Raw genomic sequence first — 24849 nt, forward strand, 5'->3', positions numbered from 1 at the left:
CTCGAATGCAGGAACCTCGCTCTGTCTTGAAAGCTAAACTGCGGGCGTGATTAAGCCTTTTTCAGTGCCATTGGACTTTAATCCTCATAAAATTCTGAGCACTTCCGTCATCACTCCAAACCTATAACGGTGATTTTACCGGAAATTATATAATAGCTCGATCGCCTGCACCGAATTATTATGCTGCGCCGCACTCATCTGTTAAACAACTTTTCAACTGGAGACTTCGCTTGATTTTTCCAGCTTGGTTTCCCGCACAAACAAGAAAAGCGGGAAAGCACATGAAAACGAAACAAGCAAACCCAGAAGTATGTACAGCCCTACAAAACTTATATCCAATCGTTTTGACTCAGCGTACATCCAAGTGCTTCCTGCTACAGTTGCGATAAACAAATCTAAACTTACCGATTTCGCAGCAAGATTAGCCGAACTCTCTTTTACAAAGTCGAGCAAGCCAGCATTGTTAAAAAACTGCAAGTTATAGTACCAAGGCAGCACAAGCCCCAGAATTGCTAGGATGAGATAAATGATTCGCTTAACGCTCATAATTACCTTAGCTGTTCTTCGATCGACTGTATTAGCCTACTCGTTAACAACCAATCCTTACTTCTTCTGCGGGCAGTTCGGATGAATGCCCCCCTGCAAACAAATGTAAGCAATTTGACTTTTATCTAAATTCTTAGCCTCCGCAAAATCAACTCCTAGGAATCGACCGGATTTACTACCAGTCGGATTTTGAATAAATTGATCCGAAGCTGTTTTGCCCAGAAACACAGCGCCTTTAAAATTCGCTCCCGCTAAATTCGCGCCCCTAAAATCAACCGAACTCACCTCCGCATTCCGAAAATTCGCATCTTGCAACCGAGCATCTTTAAAATTCACGTTGGTGAGTTTAGTCGAAGTCAAATCGGCATTTTGTAAGTTTGCGCCGCTCAAATCAGCACCGGACAAATCAGCACCTTGCCATTCCGATTTAGACAAATTTGTCAAGGACAACTGAGCGCCTTGAGCCTTCACTTTGCCCAAACGCGCACCTGACAAATCTGCTCCTGACAAATTCGCGCTTCCTATATCTGCTCCGGTAAAACTTGCATTTTTTAACAGTGCTTCCTGTAAATTTGCTCCAATTAAAATAGCACTGCTGAAATTAGCTGCATTCAAATTGCCGTTTGACAAATTAGCTTTGTTCATGACAGCGCGCACAAAAGTAGTGCGGTTCATTACAGCACTGTTCAAAGACGCCCCGGTCAAATTTACTCCTTCCAAATTAGCGCCGCTCAAGTCGGAAATCCAATCGTCAAATGTACCCGGACGCCTGTCTTCGCCGGTGCCGTAAAAGCGAGTTCCCTGCAAGCTGGCATTGGTTAAATTGGCATTTCTCAACTTAATTCCCGACAAGTCAACTTTGTTTAAAACTAAAGTAAACTGAGACGGGCCGGCAGGACTTTGAGCTAAATCCGTGCGGCTGAGATCGACACCGTTGAGTTGGCTGCTATACACTGTGAGAATTTTGCCGATCGCCCTTTGTACTGTTCGCTGGCGGGCGGCGGCTAACTCGCGTTCCGGGGCCTTGCCGCCAAAGCGCAGGGAATCGAGGTCGTTGCTGAGGGCTTGATTCAACCGCTGCAAGTCAGGCAAAGCTTTCGGGCCGCTACTGACTAAAGCTTGCTGGATCGCGTCCAGCATGGCGCGGTTGTCTTCTTGAGCTAGCAAATCCGCTAACAGAGGTACGGCGCGGGAGTCTTCCACGGCCCCCAAAGCCAAAATAGCCGATCGCCTGCCGGATGCCCCGCTAGCCGATGTGGGAGACAATTTGCTAACTAAAGCTACAAATAATTCGTCATTCCGCTGCCGGGAATCCCGCATATTTGCTTGAGTTTGAGTGTAGATGAGAGTGCCGACAAACAAAGTTAAAATCAATCCCGCGCTGCCGATGGTAACTATCACTAAAGTTGTGCCTGGGTGTTGGCGCATCCAATTCCACAAACTGGCATTTACTTTCACGCCCGTTTGCGGAGTCACAACCAAAGCCGCAATCTGCGCGTCTTCCTCTGTCCAATCCTGAGTCTGGACAGGATTGGCAGACTGTTGATTCGATCGAGCGTTGACAACCAAAGTATTCGCGAGGCGATCGTGTCCCGCTTGCCGTTTGTAACGCCATGCAACAGCGCCGTCTGCGAGCATTGCCAAGCCGCTCAACCCCCCTAAAATCAGCAAATCAGGAAACGCCCCGCTCAAGCGCCAAATGCCGTAAGCGACGCCCAGAGGCACTCCCCAGCGCCCCAAACTTTCGCGAATTAGCACTTGCCCAAAACCCGGAGGAGTACCCGACGCTGTGACAACTTTGACGCCAAACCAGCGTTTGGGAAGAGTTTGACCGGTTCTGGCGAGCATAAACAGTTGCCACCCCGCTAAAACTGCCGGTGCCAGCAGCGCCCCCGACCAGAATAGATTAGTTAGGGGTGCGACTCTGGGGCTGCGATCGCGCACGGGTATGCCCAAAGTACGGGCGACGGTTTCGGATGCTGCTGCTATGGAGGAATTAAGCGGCACGGTTTGAGATTCCTTGTTGACCAATGCCCCGATACTGAAGGGAACGAGGGCGCTGGCGGCAATTAACGAAATTTCCACGGCCCAAGCGCCGCACCTGCGAACCAGCAGTGGCATTTGCTTGGATTGTGTTGGCCAAGACGGATCGGGTTGATTGATGCCGCTGGGCGCGGTGGGGTTAGCCATATTTAGAAATTCCTATTATTTGTCGTTAGTATTTGAGGACTGGGGGGAAATTGCCAATTTATACGCTATGTAGATTAGCACTCCGAGAACGGCAAGAGTCATCAGCGCTGAAATTAGCTGTACGATGCTATTGAAGACTGTCAGGACAATTATCGCTCCGACGGCAAAGGCTGCCACCTGCCCCGGTTTAGGGAGTCTTTGAAACTTGTCCAGTAATTGATTGTATAAGGTTCCGACGGCCTGATAGCTGCCTGGATTTTGTGTGATGAGTGGCGATCGTTCTAGTTTAGCTTTTAGTTCTCCGAACGCTTGCTGCCAATTGAAATTATTTTGAGGATTCATAAAAAAATTCGGAAGTTAGTTTAGATTAATGTGTTTGGAACCGCAATTATCCCCTACCGTCAAAGAACTAGAACCAAATGCCATTGTGTGAGGAAACATGAAGATCCATTATCCGGGCGATCGCGGCAAACTGTGGTTTAGCTCGATCGTGACCCTAGCCTTGGCAATGATTTTAGCGGATGCCGGTGCCCTTCGGAGCCAACCGCTACAAATTGCTCCGGGATTTCCCGAACCGCTGGGAGTTTCTGGAGTTTCCGGCGGCCCAAACAATAGCGGCGACTGCGGTTTTGTGTCCCAAGGACCGAACCACGTCATCGAAGTAACGCAGGATTTGCCTTACTGGCGGATTGCAGTACAAACCGCTGGAGCTCCAAGTTTGATGATTCAAGGGCCGAGGGGGCGTTTCTGCGTCCTGCCGCCGAATGCTGCTGCGGGGAATGTAGAATTTTCCGGTTATGGGGACAAGGGGACTTATGTTATTTTTGTGGGCGATCGATCTCAAGGTCAACACCCTTACTCTCTCTCTATTTCCCAAAAGCGAAATTAACAATACAACGGGATTAGGACGCTTGCTGTGAGAAAAGGGCTTTTTTGCGATCGTCAAGAAGCCTGCTTTTTAACAGCCAGTGCGTTAACTAGGGATTTCCTATCAATTTTGTATTTGGTCTTTAACCCACTTCCGAAACAATCTGAGAGTTTGACTCGTCCCCGCTGTTTGGCTTTGTTCGCAATATTGAGAAATAGCTGCAATAATAGGCAGATTGGGAAAAGTCGGACTAATTTCCGATTCAACATATTTCCCATCTTGAAGCACATTAATCAGAAGCTTCTTATTTTCATAGCGCCAGATTTCAGGTACTCCCAGCGCCTCGTAAGCGTCCAGTTGAGTCTTGGAAGTTAAATCGACTTCAATTGCTAAGTCAGGCGGCGGATCGATGGTTAAGTCTATCCGCTTTTTACCAATCATTAGAGCATAATTCTGAATGTAAAAGCAGTTATCAGGTTCAATTCCTTGTAACATATTTTTTCGCTTAAAAGTCGTCGAACCAAAACATTCTCGATCAATTTCAAGTTCTTCGAGTAATATTTTGACCATATCACCAATAAGTTCCTTATTGAATTCATGTTCGGGTAGTGGCATCCTAATCTCCAAAGTTCCTTGACTGTAAGCTATTCTGGAGCCACGGTGTTCTCCCAACTCTTCTAAAATTGCTTCAAATGCCGGCCAGTTGACATCATGGAACAGCACTCTCTGCCCTGGGGGTACACTGATTTGTTTTAATTGCAGCGTTACCATTTGAATCTCCGATTTATTTAAGTTTATGATAACTTGTCTGGATCGGTAATTGGGCCTTGGGAAACAGTCAGGTTTGTAGTGAGGACTTCAGTGATCAAAGCCTCATTTGGTCTTTAACCCACTTGCGAAACAATCTGAGAGTTTGACTCGTCCCCGCTGTTTGGCTTTGTTCGCAATATTGAGAGATAGCTTCAATAATTGGCAGATTTGGAAAAGTCGGACTAATTTCCGATGCCACATATTTCCCATCTTGAAGCACATTAATCAGAAGCTTCTTATTTTCATAGCGCCATATTTCAGGTACTCCCAGCGCTTCGTAAGCGTCCAGTTGAGTCTTGGAAGTTAGATCAACTTCAATTGCTAAGTCAGGCGGCGGATCGATGGTTAAGTCTATCCGCTTTTTACCAATCATTAAAGCGTAATTCTGAATGTAAAAACATTCATCAGGTTCAATACCTTGTAACATACTTTTTCTCTTGAAAGTCGTCGAACCAAAGGGTTCAAAGTCGATTTCTAGTTCCTCAAACAAAATTTTTACTAAATAACCAATAAGGATTTTAGCTTTCTCATGTTCTGGTAGTGGCATCCTAATCTCCAAAGTTCCTTGACTGTAAGCTATTCTAGAGCCACGGTGTTCTCCCAACTCTTCTAAAATTGCTTCAAATTCCTGCCAGTTGACATCATGGAACAGCACTCTCTGCCCTGGGGGTACACTGATTTGTTTTAATTGCAGAGTTACCATTTCAACCTCCGATTTATTTAACTTTATTATAACTGATGAAATTTTTGAACTTTAGGGGGCGCACTGCGAACCTTACTGATATGATAACTGGCGCCAAAAATATAGCAATTTAATCGGCTATTTTTTGCTGCTTGTAAAGTTCCTTAAACTTGCGCTGCTGCTCGTTGTGATCTACGATCGGAGAGGGATAATGAAGAAGTCGGCGTTCTAAAGGTGAAATATTTCCTGTTAGCAAAGCTTTAGTATCAACGCGGCGCAATTCTGGCACCCAGTGCCGAATATATTCGCCCTCCGGGTCAAATTTCTGAGCTTGACTGGCGGGATTGAATATTCGCAAAGGTTTCGGGTCCATGCCGCTAGATGCACTCCACTGCCAGCCGCCATTATTAGCAGAAAGGTCGGCGTCTATCAAATTTTGCATAAAGTATTTTTCCCCCCACTGCCAGTTAATAATTAAGTCTTTGGTGAGGAAGCTGGCGACTATCATGCGGCAGCGATTGTGCATCCAACCTGTCTGATTTAACTGTCGCATTGCTGCATCGATAATAGGATAGCCAGTTTTGCCTCGACACCAAGCTTGAAAAAGCTTTTCATCGTTCTCCCACGGAAAGTCTTTGAATGCTTGACGGTAGGGGCCGTCTGCTAATTCTGGGAAGTTATACATGGCTTGTTGGTAAAATTCCCGCCACGCTATTTCCTGTTGCCAAGTGCGGATGTTGGTGCACGCTTCTTCGCTGTGGCAAGTGTCCATTACTATCTGAGTAGCTTGCCAAACAGTGCGGATGCCTATTGCACCAAACTTGAGGGCGGCGCTGAGTTGGGAGGTGCCGCTAACTGCAGGGAAATTGCGCTGTTCTTGATATTGGTAAATTGCCCGATCGCAAAATTCTTCCAACTTTTCTCGCGCTGCATCTTCTCCGGGTTCTATTACTAATGGATTCTCCCAAATAAATCCCAAACTAGAAGCAGTGGGCAGTGTTTCAATTGCACCTGCTTGGGTAGCGAGTTCTTGTTCTTCTGCACTTAATCCGGTCATTAATTCCAGATAAGTTATCGGCAGTGTCTCTACGGGTTGGGCTTTGGGTTTACTGTTCCATTTTTTCCAAAATGGTGTATAAACTGTGTAGGGTTGTCCTGTACCGCTGCGAATTTCGTCTGGGGCGTGCAGGACTTGATCCCAGAAATTTTGAACTTGAATTCCTGCTTGTTGGAGGGCGTTTGATACGGAGATATCGCGCTGTTTTGCGTAGGGTTCTACATCCCAGTTCCAAAATACTGCTTGAGCATTTATCGCTGTTGCTAATTTCGGTATTCCGAGAATCGGGTCATCTTGAATTATCAGTAATTGACTGCCTGCTTCGCTGTAACGCTGCTGAAGTTTTTGCAAGCAGCCGATCATGTAGGTGACTCGGGCTGGCGCTACGTCATCGCGATTTAGGATATTGCGATCGAGACAAAAAATCCCGACTACTTTCGCGCTTTGCTGGCGGGCTGTGGCCAGTCCGATATTGTCAGAAATACGCAAGTCGCGGCGGTGCCAAAATAAAATTAGATCTGACATTCGATTTTAGATTTTAGATTTTAGATTTTAGATTTTACAGTCCTGGACACACGCGGGGTCAAAAACCCGGTTTCTAAGTTAAGATTTATCGGTTTGATGCACGATTTTAAGAAACCGGAGTTTTTTCGTCAGTCCTATTTAAGTCAAAAATGGACGGGCTAAGAAAAAGCTCGAAATTGATTTCGCGTCAATTGGTTCCCCAGCTAAAATAGCTTTTTCTAATTCTTCTGGGGTGAATAAAACTGTTTCAAGGTCTTCATCATCGTCTTGTGCGGGCGGCTTTTCCAGTTTTTCCAAATCTTGGGCTAAAAAAGCATAAATGATTTCGTCGGAATAACCGGGGGCGAGAAAAAATTGCCCTAATGTCTGCCATTTTCCAGCGCGGTATCCGGTTTCTTCTTCGATTTCGCGTTTGATAGTTTCGGCGGGACTTTCATTGATTTCTACCGTACCAGCGGGAAATTCTAAAATTCGCCCTTTTGTGGCAAAGCGGTATTGTCGCACCAAGACGAGTTTACCTTCGGGTGTGACGGGAACTGCCAGTGCTCCGCCCGGGTGGCGAATACATTCCCACTCGCCTTCGGAACCGTTGGGAAGACGGAGGGTGGCTACGTCAAAGTTAAATTTGCGCCCTTGGTAAAATAGGCGTTGTTTGAGGAGTTGGGGTAGTTCTTGACCGATCGACATAAGCGCGAAGCGAATAATGTTAGAGTGCACCGATTTAAGACATCATAGGCGATCGAAGCCCTGAATTTTGCTCAATTTTTACACTGGCAATTTTTGCACTCCGGAACAGTCTGCGGTTTGCAGGAGTTGGGCGATCGTACTTTTCGTCACCGGATGCACCCACTCCGGGGCAATTTCTGCTAAAGGTACTAATACAAAAGCTCTGTCGGTCATCCGGGGATGAGGTAGAGTCAGTGTCGGAGTTTCTAGGATTAAATTGTCGTACAGCAGCAAATCTAGGTCTAGGGTTCTTGGCCCCCATTTTTCTCGGCGAATGCGATTAAATTTTATTTCAATTTCTAATAAAGCTGCTAGCAATTGTTCTGGTTCTAGTGCCACTTCTAGGATGGCACAGGCGTTGATGTAATCGGGTTGCGGCGGCCCAACGGGGGCGGTTTGATACCAGCTTGAATGGGATTTTACTGCGATTTCTGGGGTGTTGTTGAGGGTTGCGATCACGCTAGAGAGTGTGGCGAGGGAGTCGCCTAAGTTGCTACCGAGGGCGATCGCACATTTTGTTAATTTCATAAAGAAGAAGGAAGAAGGTTCGGCAACTGATTGTGTAACGGATTTAACGGATTTAAAGAAAAAGGGAAGAGTAAGGCGGGGCGGGTTTATCGATATCCTTTGATACCTAAAAAGATTTCGGCTTAAACCAGCCCATACAAGTTGTATTTTGGCGAAAAATTCCCCCTAAAGGCTGCATTTTTGGCGCATTCTGATAACACAAAATATTATTTTAATCTAAGTTTAACAGTCTGTTAAATTTTATTAACTATCATTGACAAGTGTTAGTATTTAGTTTCAAACATAATGAATTTGTACCTACGCTTATTGCAGGCCGTCATTCTGGCAATTATCAGTTTAACAGCAAGTATATCGATAGCTTTGGCGGAAACCAAAGAGCGCTACCTTACCTTAGATTCGGACGGCAGTCAATCTTTTGCCAGCTTAGTGCAGCAGGCGGAAGATTTAGCGAAAGAGTCGATCGCCCGTGAGTTTCAAGAAAATCCGGCATTAACAGAAGTTACAGTCATCATTACAGCCGATCGCAGCCGACAAAGGGTTCCTGTTTTGCGATCGAGAGTATCCCGCCGCGACTGGCAGAAAGATGCGAGAATCGAACAGTGGACTAGATATTTTGCCGATGCTCAATTGCTGCTGGGATTCAGAAACGGCAATATTTCGTCGGCAAATTCCGGGTCTTCGCCAGTGATGAATGCACCTGCGCCTAGTCGATCGACATCCCGAGAAAATGATCCGGGTTTTCGAGATGATTGAACAATTAGTAATGGGGCATGAGGCATGGGACATGGGAATTGGTAATTGGTAATTGCAACTAATAAATAATCAATAACAACAGTCAACAGTCAACTGACAACTGACTATATTTAACTTGTTATTAACCAAAATATCATCTTATTTTAATTAACCTTCAGGTTAACTCCCCTTAATTTAACAGTGATAGAGTTTCATACGGAATCATCAGATTAGGGATGTTGGTTTGAAAAGGAATTTATGTCTAAAATAACTCGCCGACAACTGCTAATTTTCTTCGGCAGCAGTGCGGCTACCACTGTGCTTGCCCCTCAACTAACTAAAACACTATTCGGCATCAATTCTACCTCCGCCGAAGCTGTAGTTCCGCTATCTTTCACTCCCTTAAGACTTCCCCACCCGCTGCCAATTTATCGAGAACTGCCCAGCTTTATGCCGACGGGCTTAAACGGACAGGGAACAGTGATTGCTGCCTCACAGGATACTAAATTAACGAGTTACAGCATTGTTGACGATGTGGTTGTGCCGCCGGAATACGAACGCTATGTGATTGTCCGCTGGGGCGATCGAGTTTTTCCCAATCCGGCAGACTATTTCGGCTACAACTGCGACTATACCGGCTTCCTACCCCTTCGCGGCAGCAATGACGACGGTTATCTCTGGGTTAACCACGAGTATGTAGGTTTCCCGATGTCGAAAGTGACCCCCGAGAGCCCGTCAGATCTGGCACCATTTCCGGCGAGCGATCGCGCCGTCCTGGGTATAGACTTATCCGTAAAGAATCGCGATACCCTGGGCGAATTCCTGTACAATCTCGGCGGTTCGATCGTTCGCATCACCAAACAGTCTAACGGTAGATTTCAGGCGATCGCCGGCGACCCCCTCAACCGCCGTATTCACGGACTTTCCGGCCTCGGAATCAACAGCCAGCGTACCGACAAATACAAAGATGTCACCTCCTGGGGAACCAGACAAGGGGATAACGAGTACCTCATCGGCACAGGCCCTGGAGCCACCCAAGTCTTCGCGCAAGTCAACACCGACGGACTGGGCAACCGCATCATCGGTACAGCTTACAACTGTTCCGGCGCCACAAGCCCTTGGGGCACAATTTTCTCCGCCGAAGAAAACTACCAAGGTAGCGAAGTATTTTTCGTCGGAGTTCAGGAAAACGTTCAGCCCAACGGCGGCCAAACCAGCTACCCCAAGGGCACTATCGGTGAGGAATTCGGCTTAGTCGGCGAAAAATATGGCTGGATGGTAGAAGTCGATCCCCTAGATCCAAGTTTCCGCCCCCGGAAGCACACATGGTTGGGCCGTTTCCGCCACGAAAACATCGCGATTCGCGCTGAAGCAGGCCGCAAGTTAATAGGGTACATGGGGGACGATCGGCGCGGCGGACACACCTGGAAATTTGTCAGCAACGGTAATGTCACCAATCCCGCAGATAAAAACAACAGCCGATTGTTTGAAGATGGGGTTTTGTACGTGGCCCAATATAACCGCAACGGTACTGGAAGATGGCTACCACTAACTATAAATAGCCAGACAAATCCAGTGCGTCCTTCTGAAGTTGGCGAGGCGGAATTAGCAAGTTTTGGTAAAGCTCAAAGAGATGCCGCTACTCGCTTCCCCAAACGCGCCGGAATTGCTGGTCAAACCGAAGACGGCGGTTCTTTTGTAGTAGATATAACCAATGAAGCAACAGCACTTCCGGGCTACCAAAATAAAACTCTGGCTGATTTCTACAGCAGCCAAGGTGCGGTTTTAGTTGATGCTTTCTTAGCTGCTAATTTGATTGGTGGCACTCCGACGGCGCGGCCGGAAGATTTGGAAGTTCATCCTACTACTAAGCAAGTTTTTATTGCCTATACTGACGGCGCACCGGGAAGCGACGGCTATCCAGATTCTCGCATTTTTAATGTTGCTAAATACGGTAGCGCAGTCAACAGCAATCAGCAGTCGGGAGGACTTTACAAAATAATTGAAGACAGTCCTGATGGTGCGGGTTTGACGTTCCGCTGGCAGCGTTTGGCTCAGGGTGGAGAAGCCGGTGCGGCAGATGGGGCGGGATTTGCTAATGTAGACAATTTGGATTTTGACACTCAAGGCAATGTTTGGGGCGTCACTGATATGTCTACTAGCACCCACAACGGTTTTGATGTGGGTGCGGCTGCAGAGCCAACGACAATCGACCACAACGAGACTGGAAATGTGTCAGATTTTACTGGAGTTTTCGGCAACAATTTTCTGTTTTACATTCCGACTTCTGGCCCGAATGCAGGAACAGTAATTCCGTTTGCTTACGGGCCCAACCGATGCGAACTGACGGGGCCGACTTTTGTGGGGCGAGATACGCTGTTGCTTGCTGTGCAGCATCCTGGGGAAAATTGTCCGATCGATGATGGTACTGTACTCAGTCGGCCAATTGAAATGTTGGATTTGAACGGTGCTGTTTTCAATCAGACTCGTAGTGTTTCTCGTGGCAGTTTGTGGCCGAGCAATATTGAGAACGATCCGCGCAGATCGCCGATGCCGTCGGTGATTGGAATTCGTCGGGTGCGATCGACTCCAACGGGTCAGTTTGTTTAAATAGGACTTACGCATCGGGGCCCAGAAACCGGGTTTTTACGAATCGGGAGTAACATTAAATGAACCGTGAAGGCGCTAAGGACGCGAAGAAAGAGAAAGAAGAAGATACTGTTCTTTATTCGCGCTCTTCGCGTCTTCGCGGTTTGTTCAAATAATTTAAAATCGCTAGGATAATTAATATCAAATCCCTTGACAGCGGAATTATTAAGAAAATTTTACTTGGTGATATAAATCGGCGATCGCAATTTCTAGATTCACGGATTCAAGTTGCAAGGAATCGCCTAAACCATACTCGGAGAGAACCCATTGCCCCTGTTGATTGCGTCGAAACATCTCTACTCCTGGCTGTTCAACTTGCACCAAAACATACTCTTGCAGTGTTGAAAACTGGCGGTATTTAGCAAATTTAATGCCGCGATCTGCTGCTTCTGTGGAAGGCGATAAAACTTCGATAATTAAGGAAGGAAATTGCACTAATTGCGGATGGTTATCATGCTCGTCGCAAGTTACCACAACATCAGGAGAAAAATACTTTTGCCCTGGTTCCACTTGGACTTTGACATCCGCGATGTACACCTCGCAAGGGCGATCAACAAGGGCATCATCTAGGATTCTGAAGAAATTTCCTGAAATTCGATTGTGATTGCGGGTTTCGCCTCCTATCGCGACTACTTCGCCATCCCAATACTCGTAGCGTTCCTCTTGGGTGGGTTCCCAAGCCAGGTATTCTTCTGCACTCATCGATGGGCGATCGGGTAAGGCAACCATAATGCGATCGGGAATGAAGTATGTTTCTATAATAGCTTGAAGAAAAAGCGATTAAAAGGGCGAGTTTTTGAGATTGTCAATTATTGGCAGATATTTTTCGTGAACCCGCCCCTATCGTATTAGGGGTAATCGACCGGACATGATATCAGAGGTGTTGATTCCTCTGATTTAGATATTCCTCAAGCCTGCTGAGTCTGACGGTTTCTCAGCCCGTCAGGGAATAAATTCCTCTTGTAAGTCACTGTAATTGATTAAGTGCGATCGTACCAACTTTGCAGCGCCAAGCGGTGAACTTCCCGCCAGCTAATATTTTTAATTCGGGCAATTTCCGCGCAATCTTCGTATTCCGGGTGTACATTAACAATCGTTTGTCCAGACTTCGCCACTTTTATTTGCACTTCGCCGTATTCTGTTTTAACTGTCTGGATTTCTCGGTGTAAAATAGTTCTGTGTTGAGTCGATCGCCTAATTCCCAGAGTAGTAGTCTCGCGAAAAATAACTGCTTCGCAAGCATCCCCAAATTCGGGATGACAAATCGCAGTTAACAAAACCCCCAGCCGCGACTTTTTCATCACAATTGGGGCAGTGAAAACATCCAGAGCTCCGGCGGCAAACAAAGCATCAAAAACATAGCCGATCGCCTGCGGACTTAAATCATCAATTTGCGTTTCCAACACCGTAATAGTTTCTATGGAATTGGTAATCGGTAATTGGGAATCCGTAATTGGGAATTGAGTATTGTTTAAAAACTTCCCTCTTCCTTCTTCCCTCTTTCTGACATCCGTGACATCCGTTACATCCGTTACAGAATCCGTTGCCGAACTTCCTTCTTCCTTCTCCCCAATCCAGAGGCGCAAAATATTAGGAATTGCCAGCATTCGAGAACCTGCACCCAAACCGATCGCCTGAATTTGCATCGGCGGTGGCGGGCCGAAAGCAGAGGCGAGAGTACAGGCGATCGCAGTTCCCGTAGGAGTGCACAATTCGCGATCGATCCCATTGCTATAAACCGGCACTCGGTGCGTTTCCCACAACCGCATCACCGCCGGCGTCGGCACCGCTAACTTACCGTGGGCCGCCTTCACCGTACCTGCACCAGTCGGCATCGCCGAAAAGTAAAATTCATCAATATCCAACCAATCCAAACCCAAACAAGTAGCGACAATATCAATAATTGCATCCGTCGCCCCCACCTCGTGAAAGTGAACCTCGCTTGCGGGGATACCGTGTACGGCACCTTCTGCCTCTGCTAATTTGCCAAATACGGCCAAACTCCAAGCTTCCACGCGCGGAGGCAATTTTGCAGAGACGATGATTTGCTCAATTTCGGGCAAATTGCGGTGATGAGTGTGGCTAATTTGGGCATCTGGTTCGCCGTGACTGTGAGAATGTTCTTCCCCGTGATGATGGTGGTGGCGGGCGTCAAAAGTCGGGGATTCCGTTTCCGAGGGATCAAGTTCGGTAGCGGAATTTTTGGGTTTTAAGCACAAATCCGCAGCTAAATCTACATAAAATTTAGTTGCTTGTTGAGTATTCCGGTGGACTAATTCCGTCCGCAACTGGTACTCTGTCGAAATGCCGAGCAAATTGAGTTTTTCGATTAGGTAGTCTAAAGGAACGCCAGCGTGGATGAGAGCTCCGATGCACATATCGCCAGCAATGCCAGTTGGACAGTCAAAATAAGCTATTTTATTCATTATTAACAATTAATTTTCAGTATTGATTGTTTCACTCGATATTTCGATCGCCCACTTAGCCTGCAATATCTTAACATGGCAACTATTTACGAAGTGCATCCAGTTGCACCCCAAAGAGACCGGATCGAGAAGATTACAAAAGCTCTAAAAGATGGGGCCGTGATGCTTTATCCGACAGATACAGTTTACGCGATCGGCTGCGATCTCAACTCCAAGTCTGCAGTAGAACGAGTCAGGCAGATCAAGCAACTCTCCAATGATAAGCCTTTAACGTTCCTGTGTTCTTCTCTGTCAAATATCACCGACTATGCTGCAGTCAGCGATGAAGCATACAGAATTATCAAGCGGTTAATACCGGGGCCTTATACATTTCTGCTGCCAGCTACCAAGTTAGTGCCACGGTTGGTAATGAACCCAAAACGGAAAACCACTGGAATTCGCGTTCCCGACCAGCGGCTTTGTTTTACACTGTTGGAAGCCTTGGGAAATCCAATTATTTCAACCTCTGCTCACATTACCACGGACGATGAAGGTGCAGCACCGGTGCCGGCAGCCAAAGCAGAAAGCTTTGGCAAAGCTGAACTTTTTGACTGTTTTTCAAAGTTAGTAGATGTCATTGTGGATGACGGTTCCGATCCGGGATATCAAGTTTCTACCATTCTCGATTTGACCGAAAGCGAACCGATTGTTGTTCGCCGCGGTTTGGGATGGGAAGCAGTCGCCGTTTGGGAAAAAGATTAAATTTTTAAGGGGCCGGTTAAGCACTAAAGTTGCCCAAAGCCAGCCCCATTTTTTATTTCAAAACTGCTTTAAGCCTCTACCTTAACTCCTTTCCAAAAAGCAATATATCCGGCAATATTTTTAGCAGCATCTTTTGGAGTAGGATAGTACCACGCAGCATCTTTATTAACTTGTCCGCCGACTTCGACACTGTAGTAACTAGCAACACCTTTCCAACCGCAAGTAGTGTGAGTGCTGCTATCCTTGAAATACTCACGGTTGATGGCATCGGCGGGGAAATAATAGTTGTTGTCTACTATTTCGCACTTGTCGCTCTCTGCCAAAACGGCACCATTCCAAATTGCTTTCGGCATCAGTTTTTCTGCTTAAATTGAGATTCTCAATTATTGTAACTGTATTTGTGCTCAAAAGGCATAGAATAGTTGAGAAGCCAACAACCAACTACTGCAAATGTCAGCGTCTCATCCGCCAATATCTTCTGTGCCACTGTCCCTGGAACAAGCTCTTAAACATTTTTTTGGCTATGACTCTTTCCGCCCGGGGCAGCAGGAAATTGTCGAAGCTGCTTTACAAAAACGGGATATGATGATTGTCATGCCGACGGGCGGTGGCAAGTCTTTGTGTTTTCAATTACCGGCACTGTTGAAACCGGGATTGACAGTGGTTGTGTCGCCGTTAATTGCTCTAATGCAAGACCAGGTGGAAGCTTTGCAGGATAATGGAATTGGGGCGACTTTTCTCAACAGCACTTTGAGCTCTCAGGAAACCCGATCGCGCGAAACTGCGATTCTCGAAGGTAAGATTAAATTGCTTTATGTTGCACCCGAACGCTTGCTGGGTGAGAGATTTTTACCATTTTTAGATATAGTAGCAAATAAGTTAGGAATTTCGGCATTTGCGATCGACGAAGCCCACTGCGTTTCGGAATGGGGGCACGACTTTCGACCAGAATACAGGCAAATGCAACGAGTGCGCGATCGATATCCCGACATTCCCATTATGGGACTAACCGCCACCGCCACCGAGCGCGTCCGCCAAGACATCATCCAGCAGCTAACTCTGCGAAATCCCTACATCCACGTCGCCAGCTTCAACCGCCCCAATTTATACTACGAAGTTCGCCCCAAAACCAAGCACAGTTTTGCCGAAGTTTTGCAAATCATCCAAAAAAAAGGCGGTTCTGGAATTATCTATTGCCTCAGCCGCAAAAAAGTTGACGAAGTTGCCTATAAATTGCAACAAAGCGGCATCCAAGCCTTACCCTACCACGCCGGCATGAACGATGTCGATCGCGCAACCAATCAAACCCGCTTCATTCGCGACGACGTGCAAGTAATGGTAGCCACAATAGCTTTCGGTATGGGCATTAACAAACCCGACGTGCGGTTTGTAATTCACTACGACTTACCCAAGAATCTCGAAGGATACTATCAAGAATCCGGTCGCGCAGGCAGAGACAACGAACCCGCCCATTGCAGCTTATTTTTCGGCTACGGCGATGTCAAAATGATCGACTACATCATCGAGCAAAAACCTGATCCACAAGAACAACGAATTGCCCGCCAACAGTTGCGGCGAGTAATCAACTATGCAGAATCCACCGATTGCCGCCGTACAATCCAGTTAAGTTATTTTGGCGATTCATTCCCCGGAAACTGCGGTACTTGCGATAACTGTTGCAACCAAAAACCCGTAGAAGATTGGACGATTGAGGCAATGAAATTTCTTTCTTGTGTTGCCCGATGCCAAGAAAAATTCGGCATGAATCACATTATTGACGTGCTGCGCGGTTCAAAAAATCAAAAAATATTGCAATACCAGCACAACCAACTTTCTACTTACGGAATTGGCAAAGATAGAAGTGCGGAGGAATGGAAAAAATTGAGTCGTTCGCTGTTAAATCAAGGTTTTTTAGACGAAAAAACAGACGGATTTCCCATTTTGAAACTGAATGAAAAAAGTTGGGAAATTATGAAACGTCAGCGCACCGTTGAAATTGCCATTGAACCGCAGCGGGAAGTACAGGGAAAAGTTCGTTCTTTGGCAGTAGAAGTCGAAGGTTTATTTACCATACTGCGGACGCTACGCAAGCAAATTGCCGACGAACAATTTGTGCCACCTTACGTAGTTTTTGCCGATAAAAGCTTGCGAGATATGGCAGAAAAACGCCCGCAAAATCTCACAGAATTCGAGGAAGTTTACGGCGTTGGTAGCAACAAGCGAGATAAGTACGGTAAGGTTTTCTTGGAGGCAATTCGCACTTTTTGCCAAGAACAAGGATTGCCAAGTGGTGCTGCATCTTCTGAGGTCGCTAATCTTCCCAATCTTTCCAACGTTGCGTCTTATTCGCAGATGCAAACCTGGGAATTATACCGACAAGGTTTGACAGTTCAAGGAATCGCCAATGCGCGGGGTATGAGTCCTAATACTATTTCTGGGCATCTGATAGAATTGATGGAAATGGGCAGGGAAGTTGATATAAATTTATTGGTGGAATCGGAACGCCAGCAGGCGATAGTGTACGCTATTGAAGTTATGGGGGATGAGAAACTGAGAGCAATTTATGATTTTTTGGAAGAACGTTATACGTTTGAGGAGATTAAGTTTGTGCGGGCTTGGTGGCGGCAAAATTATGTAGGTTTTTAACCGCAGATGTATGCAGATAAACGCTGAGGGACGCAGATAATTAATAGATAAGAGGGAAAAATGAGAATTAAAAAAGCAGCTTTTGAGAATAATATCTTAAAGTGGCGTTTTTAACCGATATTTTTTTCCATTTTGCTTTGCTAGCTGGCGGATATGGGGTTGGCAAAACTCAAATTTAAAAAGTAATTTTAAGAGCGCTATAAGTCAGTAAGCTTGGGTTAGCTAAGCGTATCATTGTTCGCTATGCTTCGCGCAGTTGCGAGGGTACGAAGCAATCGCCGACACTTTCTTAAGTTCTCAATTTTCGTGAGCGGCGAGGATGAGAAGTTACCTTTTTAACTGAACCTTATTGTGCTAGAAGTACATCATCTAAGCACTTTTTACGTAAGTAATAGGGTGTCTGAGAGGGAGCAATATTTAAATCCATACGCATGAGACTATTTACACTCACGCCCTGCCCCAAGGATTGAATAATGTTGATGCAGTTGCAAACGATATTAGGTCTCTCTGTGCACCCAGAAGCACCCTAAATTTTAGCATGGTACTTGGTTTCGGCAAAATTATATATATGGGTTTTGGAGGGCGAGAAAGTAAGTTTCTACACTTTAGAAGTGTACAATAAATAGTTGACTTCGTTAGCCAACCATTCGTTAAACAGATTGTGCAATATTTCTTGATACCGTTCAGGGGTTAATTCCGCCGGGAGAAACTTTTCAACCAGGAACAAGTGATATCCTAGCTCTGTTTCAATTGGACGAATTACTTCTCCGGGTTTAGCGCTAAATACGGCGACGGCTATGTCTGGTTTTAAACCCCACCGATAAACCTTGCCTTTGCAACCGCATAAATGCCGGCTATTTTCGTCAATGTCGTAAAGATGAGCGGCATCAAAAAAGCTGATTTCTCCTTCTTGAATTTGATAAAATAGTTCCTGAGCAAGCTGGGGGTTGGCAACAACTATTTGATAAAGAATTATTTGGTCAAATTGCAATTTGTTTTGAACGAAAATCTTTCCTACTTCTTTGCTAAACAAGTGTTCGGCTAGTTTTTGGGTGAGGAGCCGATCGCAAATTCCGGCTTCTAAATCTTCTACAGAAATCATCTGATCGACCAGCCAAGCAATCGTATCCGCCGCTTTCTCCAAACGCTTCTCGCGGCGGAGTTGGTCGCCCACAGCTTGAATTTCGTCGGGAGTCACAGTTAACCCCCGTTCCCGGGCGGCTTTCTCAATAACTTTTTTCTGCAAAACCTTTTGACTAAATGTTTTTAATTGCATCTCTTGTCTGAGTTGTTCGATGATTTCACTTGCTTCAATCAATGGCCCGTAAAAGTCTTTCATCTGTCTCTCTCCACCTATATAACTTTATTAACTTCATCCTCCGACGCTTGCTGCGGGGTAGTTGGTGTTAACGGTTAACGGTTAGCTACAAGATGTTATTTGGCAAACTAATAATATCAGCATTGCTCAAAGTTGTTGCACCGGCTGCGTTAACTGTTCCCAAAACAACAGCTAAAATTCGATCGCCATTATTTGAACTAAACTGGAGCAGAGTCGCGTCTGCGGTACCGTCACCATCCGTATCAAACGCGACGAGTGTCAAGTCTGTTACCGCAATTCCCCCTATCAGCCCAATTCGATCGCCTTCAGCGGGATTGAAATCAACGACTCGATCGGCTAACAATAGATTAGCTGCTGCACTCGCTGTTTCGGGTTGAAATGCAAAGGTATCAGCGCCGCTACCTCCAATCAATGTATCGCTGCCAAAGTTGCCGCAAAGAAAATCGTCGCCGTTGCCACCACTCAGCAAATCTTGACCTTTTCCTCCCCGCAAAGTGTCGTTTCCATCGCCTCCATCGATCGCATCATTACCTCTGTTACCTGTGACAATATCGTCGCCGCTTCCTGCAAAAATTCGCTCACTCCCGCTATCGCCAGTAATCACATCGCTCTCATTGGTGCCGAGCCAATATCCGTCGCCGTTGCTGTCGATCGTACTCTCGTCGCCAGTACCCGTACTCTCTGGAGAGAAATTAGAAGGACTTGAATTGCTAGAAGTGCCACCAGTCACGGGGGTGAACGTTGAACCGTCATTATTTGACGGTGTGGGTGTTGGCGCTGTGGGTGTTGGCGCTGTGGCGTTAGTAGTTGGGGGCGCCACTGTAGAAGCACTCGCTGTCGCGCTGCCACTGCTAGATGTAGCCCCCACAGCGTAAGCAGTCTCACTACTTGTACTGCTTCCCGTCGGGGAAGTTGCTGTCGCGCTGCTGGTACTGCCTGCACCGCTGCTATCGACAAAGGAACTAGACTTGCTGGAACTGCTGCTGCCGCCACCAAGGTTATTCGCCAACGAATTCAAGGTGTTTAAACTATTGCTGTTTCCAACAATATTATTTAAGGGCTCAGGAGCTAATAAATCTAATGGAGGCATCGCGATTTATCTCCTTTTACCTGTATGTAAAGACGAAAATCACTTGCACGAGCGCCGACATTGCGAATCTCAATGAATGCCAATGTATGATTTTAAAGAGTGTGAAACAATTGCTTTTGACTTCAGACTAAAGACTGAAATGTTTTTAATAAATGAACCTTGGTGGATCCAGAAAATAGGACGGGACAAAATTGTTGCCAATACCAATCTGGGCGATCGGTACTGATTGCCAATGGCATTTGATTTAGCCATCACCATCACTCTCAAAAGGCTTGTATAAGTTGAAATTGCACCTTCCTTGCACTCGCCCGTACTCAAAAAGTATTAGGGCGGACTGCTAAAGATGAGCAAAAACCGTGTTTTATTGCGATTTACCTCAATATATCTGGACTAATTAGAGGTATGTTGCCAATTTGGCAGATTTGTTTGAAATTATAAGACTTACGCAAGTTTTCAACTTTTTACACTCTTTGTATCCGGGCGGGCGCTTGCTGGCTGATGTTGGGCCTCGATCGACACACCGCTGTTCCCGTTCCTGAAGTGTGATTAACAGAGCGGGGTTTGGCAGCAATGTGATGACTGTGGTTGAGCGGATGGGAGGGGACTTGAAACGGCGGTTGGAAGGGCTTGCAGCAGCCTGGAAGGCGACGGATTTGGCCGATTTGAATACGATCGCGATCGAATGGATGCGGAGTCATCGCAGGTGCAGGGCGATCGCGATCGAACACCCCCCAACTCGATGGTGGGGAACTAATTAGAATTGGCATTGAGCGAGTAGGGTCTTAAGCCCTTTCCTGGGCTGGAAACCGCTCGTAACCGTGACGCAGTGGTCAATAATTAAAAGGCAAAAAGGGCTTAAGCCCTTACTAAAAGCCATCAAAGTTAGTGTGGCAAGTCCATCGCCTTTACACTAACAGTCTCAAAAGCATAGTTTGCTCCTGTCCGTGAATTAATTTTTATTTTCACTTTATCAAAGCCTGCGTAGTAAACATCAACACCAGCTACAGGCTCAGTGCCAATCGCTATACCTGTTCCTGTACCCGTTGCTTTCGTAACTTTACCTTTGCTTCTAAAAATAATGTTTAATGTCTGCCGTAGGCAAAGTGTTTCCACTGTCCACTGATGAAAAGGCATCCAACCCCAAGACAGCACCAGCTAAAATCAAGTCGTTTTCTGAAACTTTTTCGAGGTAAGACCAATCACCGATAAACATAATGAGCCTTCTTTTTAAACTCATCAAAACTCACTTGCGTACTAGGCAGGTATGGGATTTTTTTGCTCGCTGGTACTTGCGGTTTGATGTTCACCTTGTTCTTGCACCACCAGATCCAAATTATAGTGAGCCTTTGCCAAATCGGGTTTCATAAGCCAGAGATAATTAATGAATTTTTCCTGGTTGGAATACCATAATTCTTGACGAAACTAAATTAGTTTCAGATTACTCTTTAACGTTTTTTCTAAAACAGAGCCCTAAACTATCTCTAGATTCAGTTATTTTTCTGCTGTTTTCAAGTAGAGCTATATCCATTTCATCTACTAACCCAGAGAATTTTTTCTGGTTTAATAGATGAGAAGGAAATAGCCCTACTCTTTGACGGTTAAGGATTAGTTAGTAGCAGCGATCGAGACGCTCGTAGAAGAGTAGGGATAGACAACAGCGAAGGTTTGGGTCAAAGTATCGTAACCATAAGCATCAGCTTCCGCAGTAGCCAGATTACCCTCGACATAGGTCTTAGAAAAAACGTCTTTTTTGATTTTAAACTTTTCAGAGAAATCGATTTTGGTAAAGTCATAGCCCAAGTTGAATCCACCAACAACAGAAGTTTCAGCAGTTTCCAAGTAGTTCAAATCGGAAATAATCATGGCTTTTGTCCTTTGTGTTTGTGAGTTTGTAGCTTGCAGCAACCCTTGGTTGTTCTGTATTTAAGATAGCGAAGCTAATCCGAACTGTGTTGCCATTTTGGCAGATTAATTAGAACCGGGAATGACAAAAAAATGGTAAGTTAGTCAGGGATTTATAGCGAGGAAAATAGAGAGAACCCTCAGCTAGGATACCCTCTATTTTGGCGGTTATTTTCATTCTCGGACTGAGCAACTGCTAAAGATTAGTTAGTAGCAGCAATCGAGACGCTCGTAGAAGAGTAGGGATAGACAACAGCGAAGGTTTGGGTCAAAGTATCACTACCATAAGCATCAGCTTCCGCAGTAGCAAGATTACCCTTGACATAGGTCTTCGACACAACATCTTTCTGGATGTTAAAGTATTCATTGAAATAGATACTGCTAAAGTCATAGCCCAAGTTGAATCCACCAACAACAGAAGTTTCAGCAGTTTCCAAGTAGTTCAGATCGGAAATAATCATGGCTTTTGTCCTTTTTGTTTGTGAGTTTGTAGCTCGAAGCAACCTGTAGTTGTTCTGTATTTAAGATAGCTAGGATAATCCCACCTGTGTTGCCATTTTGGCAGATTAATTCTGACCGTAAATGAAAACGAAAAAGGTAGCCTACTCAATAAAATTGAGTAGAAAGGGCCTTGCCAAAACAGAGGAATAACTGTATTCGACTCGATCGCAAAGCAGTATAAATCCACAATAGCTAAAATCCGGTTTCTGAGTATAAAGTAATTACTTTGGCTAAGGTTGCCATTTTGGCAGATTTATCGAAAGCGCGGATTTTCGATACTCAAAAACCCGATCGCCCGCGGTGAGTCAACCAAAAAATTGGTACACCCAACGCCCGCAACCGGGTTGTCGGTCAATCGACTAAATTACTTGCCCGCCAAATTAAACCAGCGCGTCTTAAATCCAGCAAAAAATCCTTGATTTTGAACATCAACCGCCGGCGCCGAGATATTGGAACCTGCGCCGGCTACTTCAGCTACAAAACCTGCGGTATCTGAGTCCAAGTCGCTACCAATCTCAATTGCATGACCCCCTCGAACTCCGGCTCGTTTTTCCCTCACCACTTCCACATAATCTAAATCCGCAATTTTGCTCAGCGCCGGCTGAGTTTCCGCTTTCCTCGTTTGACTGTTTTCCTTCAGCAAGCGGTTGGAAGTACGGTAAGGGATATAGTCGAGGGGGTTGTAACCCGTGCACCGCAAAAGTAAAAAACAAGCCCAAGAATACTTTCCTGCCAGGATGGCTGAAATTATCTCATCCAATTGTTCTGGTTTGATTCCAACTTGAGAATGATTGGCAGAATGGTGAAATTGGGAATTCATAGTTTTATCCTGTTTTGTGTATAGAGAGTGACAAAGGACAACAACCACTTAACTAAGTTCTACAAACTCATGCCGCCCTTTTGTAGCTGCTTGAGAGGGTCAAGCAAAATGTCGGCTATGCTGCGCTGGCGGATGACAATTTCCGCAGTAGCTGTCTGGCCAGCTTTGAGTTTCCAGCTTTGATTGTTGGCTTTCACTGAGTCTCGATCGATACTCACTTCCACCCGGTAAAAAACACCCAATCGCTCGTCTGTTTTGGCATCCGGCGAAATAGATAAAACTTTTCCCGGAATCACGCCGTAATTTTGATAAGGAAAAGCATCGAATTTGACTTGCACCGGCATTCCAGCTTTGACAAATCCCGCTTCTCGGTTCGGCAAACTGACTTCCAGCACCAGAGGAGCCTGATTCGGAGTCATTTCTGCAATAGTTTGACCCGGTTGAACTACTTCGCCGGAGTTGTGAATGTTGAGTGCGGAAATCACTCCGCTGACGGGTGCGTAGAGAAATCTTTGTTTGAGCTTATTATTTGCTTGAGCGAGCAGGGTTTGGGTTTCGGCAATTTTGGATTTGACTTGATTTAATTGCATTTCCAACTGCTGAATTTTTTGCTCTTTTTCTAACTGAGTTTGGCGCGCTGCGGCTTGTTTGCTGGCGGCTTCGGCTTGCAGTCGATCGACTTCTGCCAGTTGTTGAGCTAATTCACCTTGGGTTCTAGAAATGGCGCTACTTCGATCGCGCAAATTTTGCTCGACTTCAAACAACCTTTCCTTAACCCCAGTTGCATCAGACAGTTGACTCCTGATAGCAGCACTTTGCCTGTCGCGAACGGTTTGCTCAACTTCAAAGGCGCGATCGTCAGCCTGAGTTGTCTCCCCCAAGTGGCTTCTAATGACCGCATTTTCACTTTCTCGCAGAGCTTCCTCAGCTTGAAACAATACGTCTTTTGACAACGCTCCTTCATCTACCAAAGGTTTGAGACGCGCGATCCGCTCTTTGTGAGCCACCACTTTTGCTTGCAACCCGGCCAGCAATTCTTGAGTTTTGTGTTGCAATGGTTTCACCTGATCGCGCCGCCCTTGCTGGGAGTTAATATCTGTTTTCAGTTGCGAGAGCAAGTCTTGTACATTCTTTTCCAGAGGTTTGAGCTGTTGTTGCCGCGCTTGCTGAGACACTACATCTGCTTGCAGTTGCTCGATTTGAGACTGCGTGGTGGCCGCTGAAGCGATCGCACGGGCGATCGCAGCTTCAGCCCCCCGCTGGTCGGCAGCAGCAATAGCTTGGCTCGCTTCAACTTCCAGTCGAGTTGTCTCGATCGAACTCATCTCTTGCACCAATTGAATCCGATAACCGCCCAGAATTTTATCAAGACGCTCCACCTCGCTCTGGGCATTCGACGGGTCTAATTCGGCCAATAATTGTCCAGCTTTGATTTTTTGACCTTCTTTAATAGCGAGGTTAATAATTTTTCCCGTCTCCGTCGGGTGAATTTTGTAAACAGCGCCTTTGGGAACTAATTTTCCCTGAGCATGACCAACCTCGTCAATTTTTCCCAAAGTTGCCCACGCTCCAAAAGCTACGGAAAAAACCATTCCTCCTAATATCAACCGCTGGGGAAAAGATACTGGCGGCTGGTCGAGTACCGAGTGCAAAGAAGTAGACCAATTATTCGCATCAGGCTGCCGGAACTTGGCAAGATTGATACCGTCATTAGTTTGAGCAGAGCGATTTTGAGATTCGACAACTTCTAAAGATCGGTCTTTTTTTCTGGGTTCGTTTTCTTGCCTCGAAGCTACGCCCCCATAGACTTCATCTATTTCGTTAGGAGCGTGGCCTAATTCTTTGACATCTTCTGAAAACATTGCATTTCCTCCAAATTAGTCTGTTGACTGTTGGCAGTTGACTGTTGGCAGTTGGCAGTTGGCTGTTGGCAGTCGGCAGTTGGCAGTTGGCTGTTGGCTGTTGGCAGTTGGCAGTTGGCTGTTGACTGTTGGCTGTTGGCTGTTGACTGTTGGCATTAGCTAATAACAACTAACAACTAACAACTGACAACTAACAACTGAAAACTGAC

General features: G+C 45.9%; 25 protein-coding genes. 6 read left to right on the top strand and 19 right to left on the bottom strand.

Annotated elements, in window-relative coordinates; all coding sequences use genetic code 11:
• Positions 1–213: 213 nt before the first annotated feature.
• The 3 genes from QUA74_RS24335 to QUA74_RS24345 are packed head-to-tail and all read right to left on the bottom strand — an operon-like array spanning position 214 to position 3078.
• On the bottom strand, positions 214–546 hold the full coding sequence (locus tag QUA74_RS24335) for a DUF2834 domain-containing protein (RefSeq protein ID WP_333334257.1): 333 nt from the start codon (positions 544–546) through the stop codon (positions 214–216).
• A 57-nt stretch (positions 547–603) separates the two neighbouring features.
• Complete coding sequence (locus QUA74_RS24340) at positions 604–2736, bottom strand: pentapeptide repeat-containing protein (protein ID WP_333334259.1); 2133 nt, start codon at positions 2734–2736, stop codon at positions 604–606.
• A gap of 15 nt (positions 2737–2751) precedes the next feature.
• Positions 2752–3078: a hypothetical protein gene (locus QUA74_RS24345; RefSeq protein ID WP_333334261.1), complete on the bottom strand. Its 327-nt coding sequence runs from the start codon at positions 3076–3078 to the stop codon at positions 2752–2754.
• Between the two features lie 97 nt (positions 3079–3175).
• On the opposite strand from QUA74_RS24345, the gene QUA74_RS24350 reads away from it, so the two are divergent.
• Positions 3176–3625 carry a hypothetical protein gene (locus QUA74_RS24350; RefSeq protein WP_333334263.1) on the top strand — a complete coding sequence of 150 codons (450 nt, stop codon included), beginning with the start codon at positions 3176–3178 and terminating at the stop codon, positions 3623–3625.
• Positions 3626–3727: 102 nt separating this feature from the next.
• Here QUA74_RS24350 and QUA74_RS24355 read toward each other — a convergent pair whose 3' ends face one another.
• The 5 genes from QUA74_RS24355 to folK all read right to left on the bottom strand — a co-directional run bounded on the left by QUA74_RS24355 (position 3728) and on the right by folK (position 7932).
• Positions 3728–4375 carry a Uma2 family endonuclease gene (locus QUA74_RS24355; RefSeq protein WP_333334265.1) on the bottom strand — a complete coding sequence of 216 codons (648 nt, stop codon included), beginning with the start codon at positions 4373–4375 and terminating at the stop codon, positions 3728–3730.
• A 94-nt stretch (positions 4376–4469) separates the two neighbouring features.
• On the bottom strand, positions 4470–5117 hold the full coding sequence (locus QUA74_RS24360; protein WP_333334267.1) for a Uma2 family endonuclease: 648 nt from the start codon (positions 5115–5117) through the stop codon (positions 4470–4472).
• 109 nt (positions 5118–5226) lie between these two features.
• Positions 5227–6678, bottom strand: coding sequence for an FAD-binding domain-containing protein (locus QUA74_RS24365; RefSeq protein ID WP_333334269.1), 1452 nt, complete (start codon positions 6676–6678; stop codon positions 5227–5229).
• A gap of 138 nt (positions 6679–6816) precedes the next feature.
• Entirely contained in the window at positions 6817–7365 is a 549-nt protein-coding gene (locus QUA74_RS24370; protein WP_333047168.1) for an NUDIX hydrolase, read from the bottom strand.
• Between the two features lie 78 nt (positions 7366–7443).
• Positions 7444–7932, bottom strand: a complete 489-nt coding sequence (gene folK / locus QUA74_RS24375) for a 2-amino-4-hydroxy-6-hydroxymethyldihydropteridine diphosphokinase (protein ID WP_333334271.1) — start codon at positions 7930–7932, stop codon at positions 7444–7446.
• Between the two features lie 285 nt (positions 7933–8217).
• Here folK and QUA74_RS24380 point away from each other — a divergent pair, with 285 nt between their 5' ends.
• On the top strand, positions 8218–8685 hold the full coding sequence (locus tag QUA74_RS24380; protein ID WP_333334273.1) for a hypothetical protein: 468 nt from the start codon (positions 8218–8220) through the stop codon (positions 8683–8685).
• Positions 8686–8922: 237 nt separating this feature from the next.
• Positions 8923–11274, top strand: coding sequence for an alkaline phosphatase PhoX (locus QUA74_RS24385; protein ID WP_333334275.1), 2352 nt, complete (start codon positions 8923–8925; stop codon positions 11272–11274).
• 204 nt (positions 11275–11478) lie between these two features.
• On the opposite strand, the gene QUA74_RS24390 is transcribed toward QUA74_RS24385, so the two are convergent.
• Together QUA74_RS24390 and larC are read right to left on the bottom strand one after the other, a co-directional pair.
• Complete coding sequence (locus QUA74_RS24390) at positions 11479–12042, bottom strand: Uma2 family endonuclease (RefSeq protein WP_333334277.1); 564 nt, start codon at positions 12040–12042, stop codon at positions 11479–11481.
• A gap of 251 nt (positions 12043–12293) precedes the next feature.
• The gene (gene larC / locus QUA74_RS24395) at positions 12294–13739 is read right to left on the bottom strand and encodes a nickel pincer cofactor biosynthesis protein LarC (RefSeq protein WP_333334279.1); all 1446 of its coding nucleotides are present in this window, start codon (positions 13737–13739) and stop codon (positions 12294–12296) included.
• A gap of 75 nt (positions 13740–13814) precedes the next feature.
• Here larC and QUA74_RS24400 point away from each other — a divergent pair, with 75 nt between their 5' ends.
• Positions 13815–14480, top strand: a complete 666-nt coding sequence (locus QUA74_RS24400; protein WP_333334281.1) for an L-threonylcarbamoyladenylate synthase — start codon at positions 13815–13817, stop codon at positions 14478–14480.
• A 68-nt stretch (positions 14481–14548) separates the two neighbouring features.
• Here QUA74_RS24400 and QUA74_RS24405 read toward each other — a convergent pair whose 3' ends face one another.
• Complete coding sequence (locus QUA74_RS24405; protein WP_190738299.1) at positions 14549–14833, bottom strand: DUF427 domain-containing protein; 285 nt, start codon at positions 14831–14833, stop codon at positions 14549–14551.
• A 97-nt stretch (positions 14834–14930) separates the two neighbouring features.
• Here QUA74_RS24405 and recQ point away from each other — a divergent pair, with 97 nt between their 5' ends.
• The gene (gene recQ, locus QUA74_RS24410; RefSeq protein ID WP_333334283.1) at positions 14931–17126 is read left to right on the top strand and encodes a DNA helicase RecQ; all 2196 of its coding nucleotides are present in this window, start codon (positions 14931–14933) and stop codon (positions 17124–17126) included.
• Positions 17127–17724: 598 nt separating this feature from the next.
• Here recQ and QUA74_RS24415 read toward each other — a convergent pair.
• Positions 17725–18465 (bottom strand): peptidylprolyl isomerase, encoded by a 741-nt coding sequence (locus tag QUA74_RS24415; RefSeq protein ID WP_333334285.1) that lies wholly within the window; start codon positions 18463–18465, stop codon positions 17725–17727.
• A gap of 85 nt (positions 18466–18550) precedes the next feature.
• A complete protein-coding gene (locus tag QUA74_RS24420) occupies positions 18551–19555 on the bottom strand; it encodes a calcium-binding protein (RefSeq protein ID WP_333334287.1) in 1005 nt (334 codons plus the stop codon).
• Between the two features lie 542 nt (positions 19556–20097).
• On the opposite strand from QUA74_RS24420, the gene QUA74_RS24425 reads away from it, so the two are divergent.
• The gene (locus tag QUA74_RS24425) at positions 20098–20313 is read left to right on the top strand and encodes a hypothetical protein (protein ID WP_333334289.1); all 216 of its coding nucleotides are present in this window, start codon (positions 20098–20100) and stop codon (positions 20311–20313) included.
• A gap of 124 nt (positions 20314–20437) precedes the next feature.
• Here QUA74_RS24425 and QUA74_RS24430 read toward each other — a convergent pair whose 3' ends face one another.
• From QUA74_RS24430 to QUA74_RS24455, 6 genes are all read right to left on the bottom strand, one after another.
• Positions 20438–20689 carry a hypothetical protein gene (locus QUA74_RS24430; RefSeq protein WP_333334291.1) on the bottom strand — a complete coding sequence of 84 codons (252 nt, stop codon included), beginning with the start codon at positions 20687–20689 and terminating at the stop codon, positions 20438–20440.
• Positions 20690–21160: 471 nt separating this feature from the next.
• Positions 21161–21418: a hypothetical protein gene (locus tag QUA74_RS24435; RefSeq protein WP_333079127.1), complete on the bottom strand. Its 258-nt coding sequence runs from the start codon at positions 21416–21418 to the stop codon at positions 21161–21163.
• Positions 21419–21660: 242 nt separating this feature from the next.
• A complete protein-coding gene (locus tag QUA74_RS24440; RefSeq protein WP_333334293.1) occupies positions 21661–21918 on the bottom strand; it encodes a hypothetical protein in 258 nt (85 codons plus the stop codon).
• Between the two features lie 404 nt (positions 21919–22322).
• Positions 22323–22778, bottom strand: a complete 456-nt coding sequence (locus QUA74_RS24445; protein ID WP_333334295.1) for a HetP family heterocyst commitment protein — start codon at positions 22776–22778, stop codon at positions 22323–22325.
• A gap of 59 nt (positions 22779–22837) precedes the next feature.
• Entirely contained in the window at positions 22838–24640 is a 1803-nt protein-coding gene (locus QUA74_RS24450; protein WP_333334296.1) for an HlyD family efflux transporter periplasmic adaptor subunit, read from the bottom strand.
• Positions 24641–24655: 15 nt separating this feature from the next.
• Complete coding sequence (locus tag QUA74_RS24455) at positions 24656–24796, bottom strand: hypothetical protein (protein WP_333334299.1); 141 nt, start codon at positions 24794–24796, stop codon at positions 24656–24658.
• Positions 24797–24849 lie beyond the last annotated feature (53 nt).

Source organism: Microcoleus sp. LAD1_D3, from assembly GCF_036702135.1.
Taxonomy (GTDB): domain Bacteria; phylum Cyanobacteriota; class Cyanobacteriia; order Cyanobacteriales; family Microcoleaceae; genus Microcoleus.

Excerpts from the sequence above, each read along its gene's own strand:
- QUA74_RS24335 (WP_333334257.1), bottom strand. The coding sequence starts at position 546 with ATGAGCGTTAAGCGAATCATTTATCTCATCCTAGCAATTCTGGGGCTT.
- QUA74_RS24365 (WP_333334269.1), bottom strand. The coding sequence starts at position 6,678 with ATGTCAGATCTAATTTTATTTTGGCACCGCCGCGACTTGCGTATTTCT.
- larC (WP_333334279.1), bottom strand. The coding sequence starts at position 13,739 with ATGAATAAAATAGCTTATTTTGACTGTCCAACTGGCATTGCTGGCGAT.
- QUA74_RS24415 (WP_333334285.1), bottom strand. The coding sequence starts at position 18,465 with ATGAAAGACTTTTACGGGCCATTGATTGAAGCAAGTGAAATCATCGAA.
- QUA74_RS24450 (WP_333334296.1), bottom strand. The coding sequence starts at position 24,640 with ATGTTTTCAGAAGATGTCAAAGAATTAGGCCACGCTCCTAACGAAATA.
- QUA74_RS24360 (WP_333334267.1), bottom strand. The coding sequence starts at position 5,117 with ATGGTAACTCTGCAATTAAAACAAATCAGTGTACCCCCAGGGCAGAGA.
- QUA74_RS24435 (WP_333079127.1), bottom strand. The coding sequence starts at position 21,418 with ATGATTATTTCCGATTTGAACTACTTGGAAACTGCTGAAACTTCTGTT.
- QUA74_RS24390 (WP_333334277.1), bottom strand. The coding sequence starts at position 12,042 with ATGGTTGCCTTACCCGATCGCCCATCGATGAGTGCAGAAGAATACCTG.
- QUA74_RS24340 (WP_333334259.1), bottom strand. The coding sequence starts at position 2,736 with ATGGCTAACCCCACCGCGCCCAGCGGCATCAATCAACCCGATCCGTCT.
- folK (WP_333334271.1), bottom strand. The coding sequence starts at position 7,932 with ATGAAATTAACAAAATGTGCGATCGCCCTCGGTAGCAACTTAGGCGAC.
- QUA74_RS24430 (WP_333334291.1), bottom strand. The coding sequence starts at position 20,689 with ATGCCTTTTCATCAGTGGACAGTGGAAACACTTTGCCTACGGCAGACA.
- QUA74_RS24350 (WP_333334263.1), top strand. The coding sequence starts at position 3,176 with ATGAAGATCCATTATCCGGGCGATCGCGGCAAACTGTGGTTTAGCTCG.
- QUA74_RS24440 (WP_333334293.1), bottom strand. The coding sequence starts at position 21,918 with ATGATTATTTCCGATCTGAACTACTTGGAAACTGCTGAAACTTCTGTT.
- QUA74_RS24400 (WP_333334281.1), top strand. The coding sequence starts at position 13,815 with ATGGCAACTATTTACGAAGTGCATCCAGTTGCACCCCAAAGAGACCGG.
- QUA74_RS24355 (WP_333334265.1), bottom strand. The coding sequence starts at position 4,375 with ATGGTAACGCTGCAATTAAAACAAATCAGTGTACCCCCAGGGCAGAGA.
- QUA74_RS24345 (WP_333334261.1), bottom strand. The coding sequence starts at position 3,078 with ATGAATCCTCAAAATAATTTCAATTGGCAGCAAGCGTTCGGAGAACTA.
- QUA74_RS24405 (WP_190738299.1), bottom strand. The coding sequence starts at position 14,833 with ATGCCGAAAGCAATTTGGAATGGTGCCGTTTTGGCAGAGAGCGACAAG.
- QUA74_RS24445 (WP_333334295.1), bottom strand. The coding sequence starts at position 22,778 with ATGAATTCCCAATTTCACCATTCTGCCAATCATTCTCAAGTTGGAATC.
- QUA74_RS24455 (WP_333334299.1), bottom strand. The coding sequence starts at position 24,796 with ATGCCAACAGTCAACAGCCAACAGCCAACAGTCAACAGCCAACTGCCA.
- recQ (WP_333334283.1), top strand. The coding sequence starts at position 14,931 with ATGTCAGCGTCTCATCCGCCAATATCTTCTGTGCCACTGTCCCTGGAA.
- QUA74_RS24380 (WP_333334273.1), top strand. The coding sequence starts at position 8,218 with ATGAATTTGTACCTACGCTTATTGCAGGCCGTCATTCTGGCAATTATC.
- QUA74_RS24420 (WP_333334287.1), bottom strand. The coding sequence starts at position 19,555 with ATGCCTCCATTAGATTTATTAGCTCCTGAGCCCTTAAATAATATTGTT.
- QUA74_RS24385 (WP_333334275.1), top strand. The coding sequence starts at position 8,923 with ATGTCTAAAATAACTCGCCGACAACTGCTAATTTTCTTCGGCAGCAGT.
- QUA74_RS24370 (WP_333047168.1), bottom strand. The coding sequence starts at position 7,365 with ATGTCGATCGGTCAAGAACTACCCCAACTCCTCAAACAACGCCTATTT.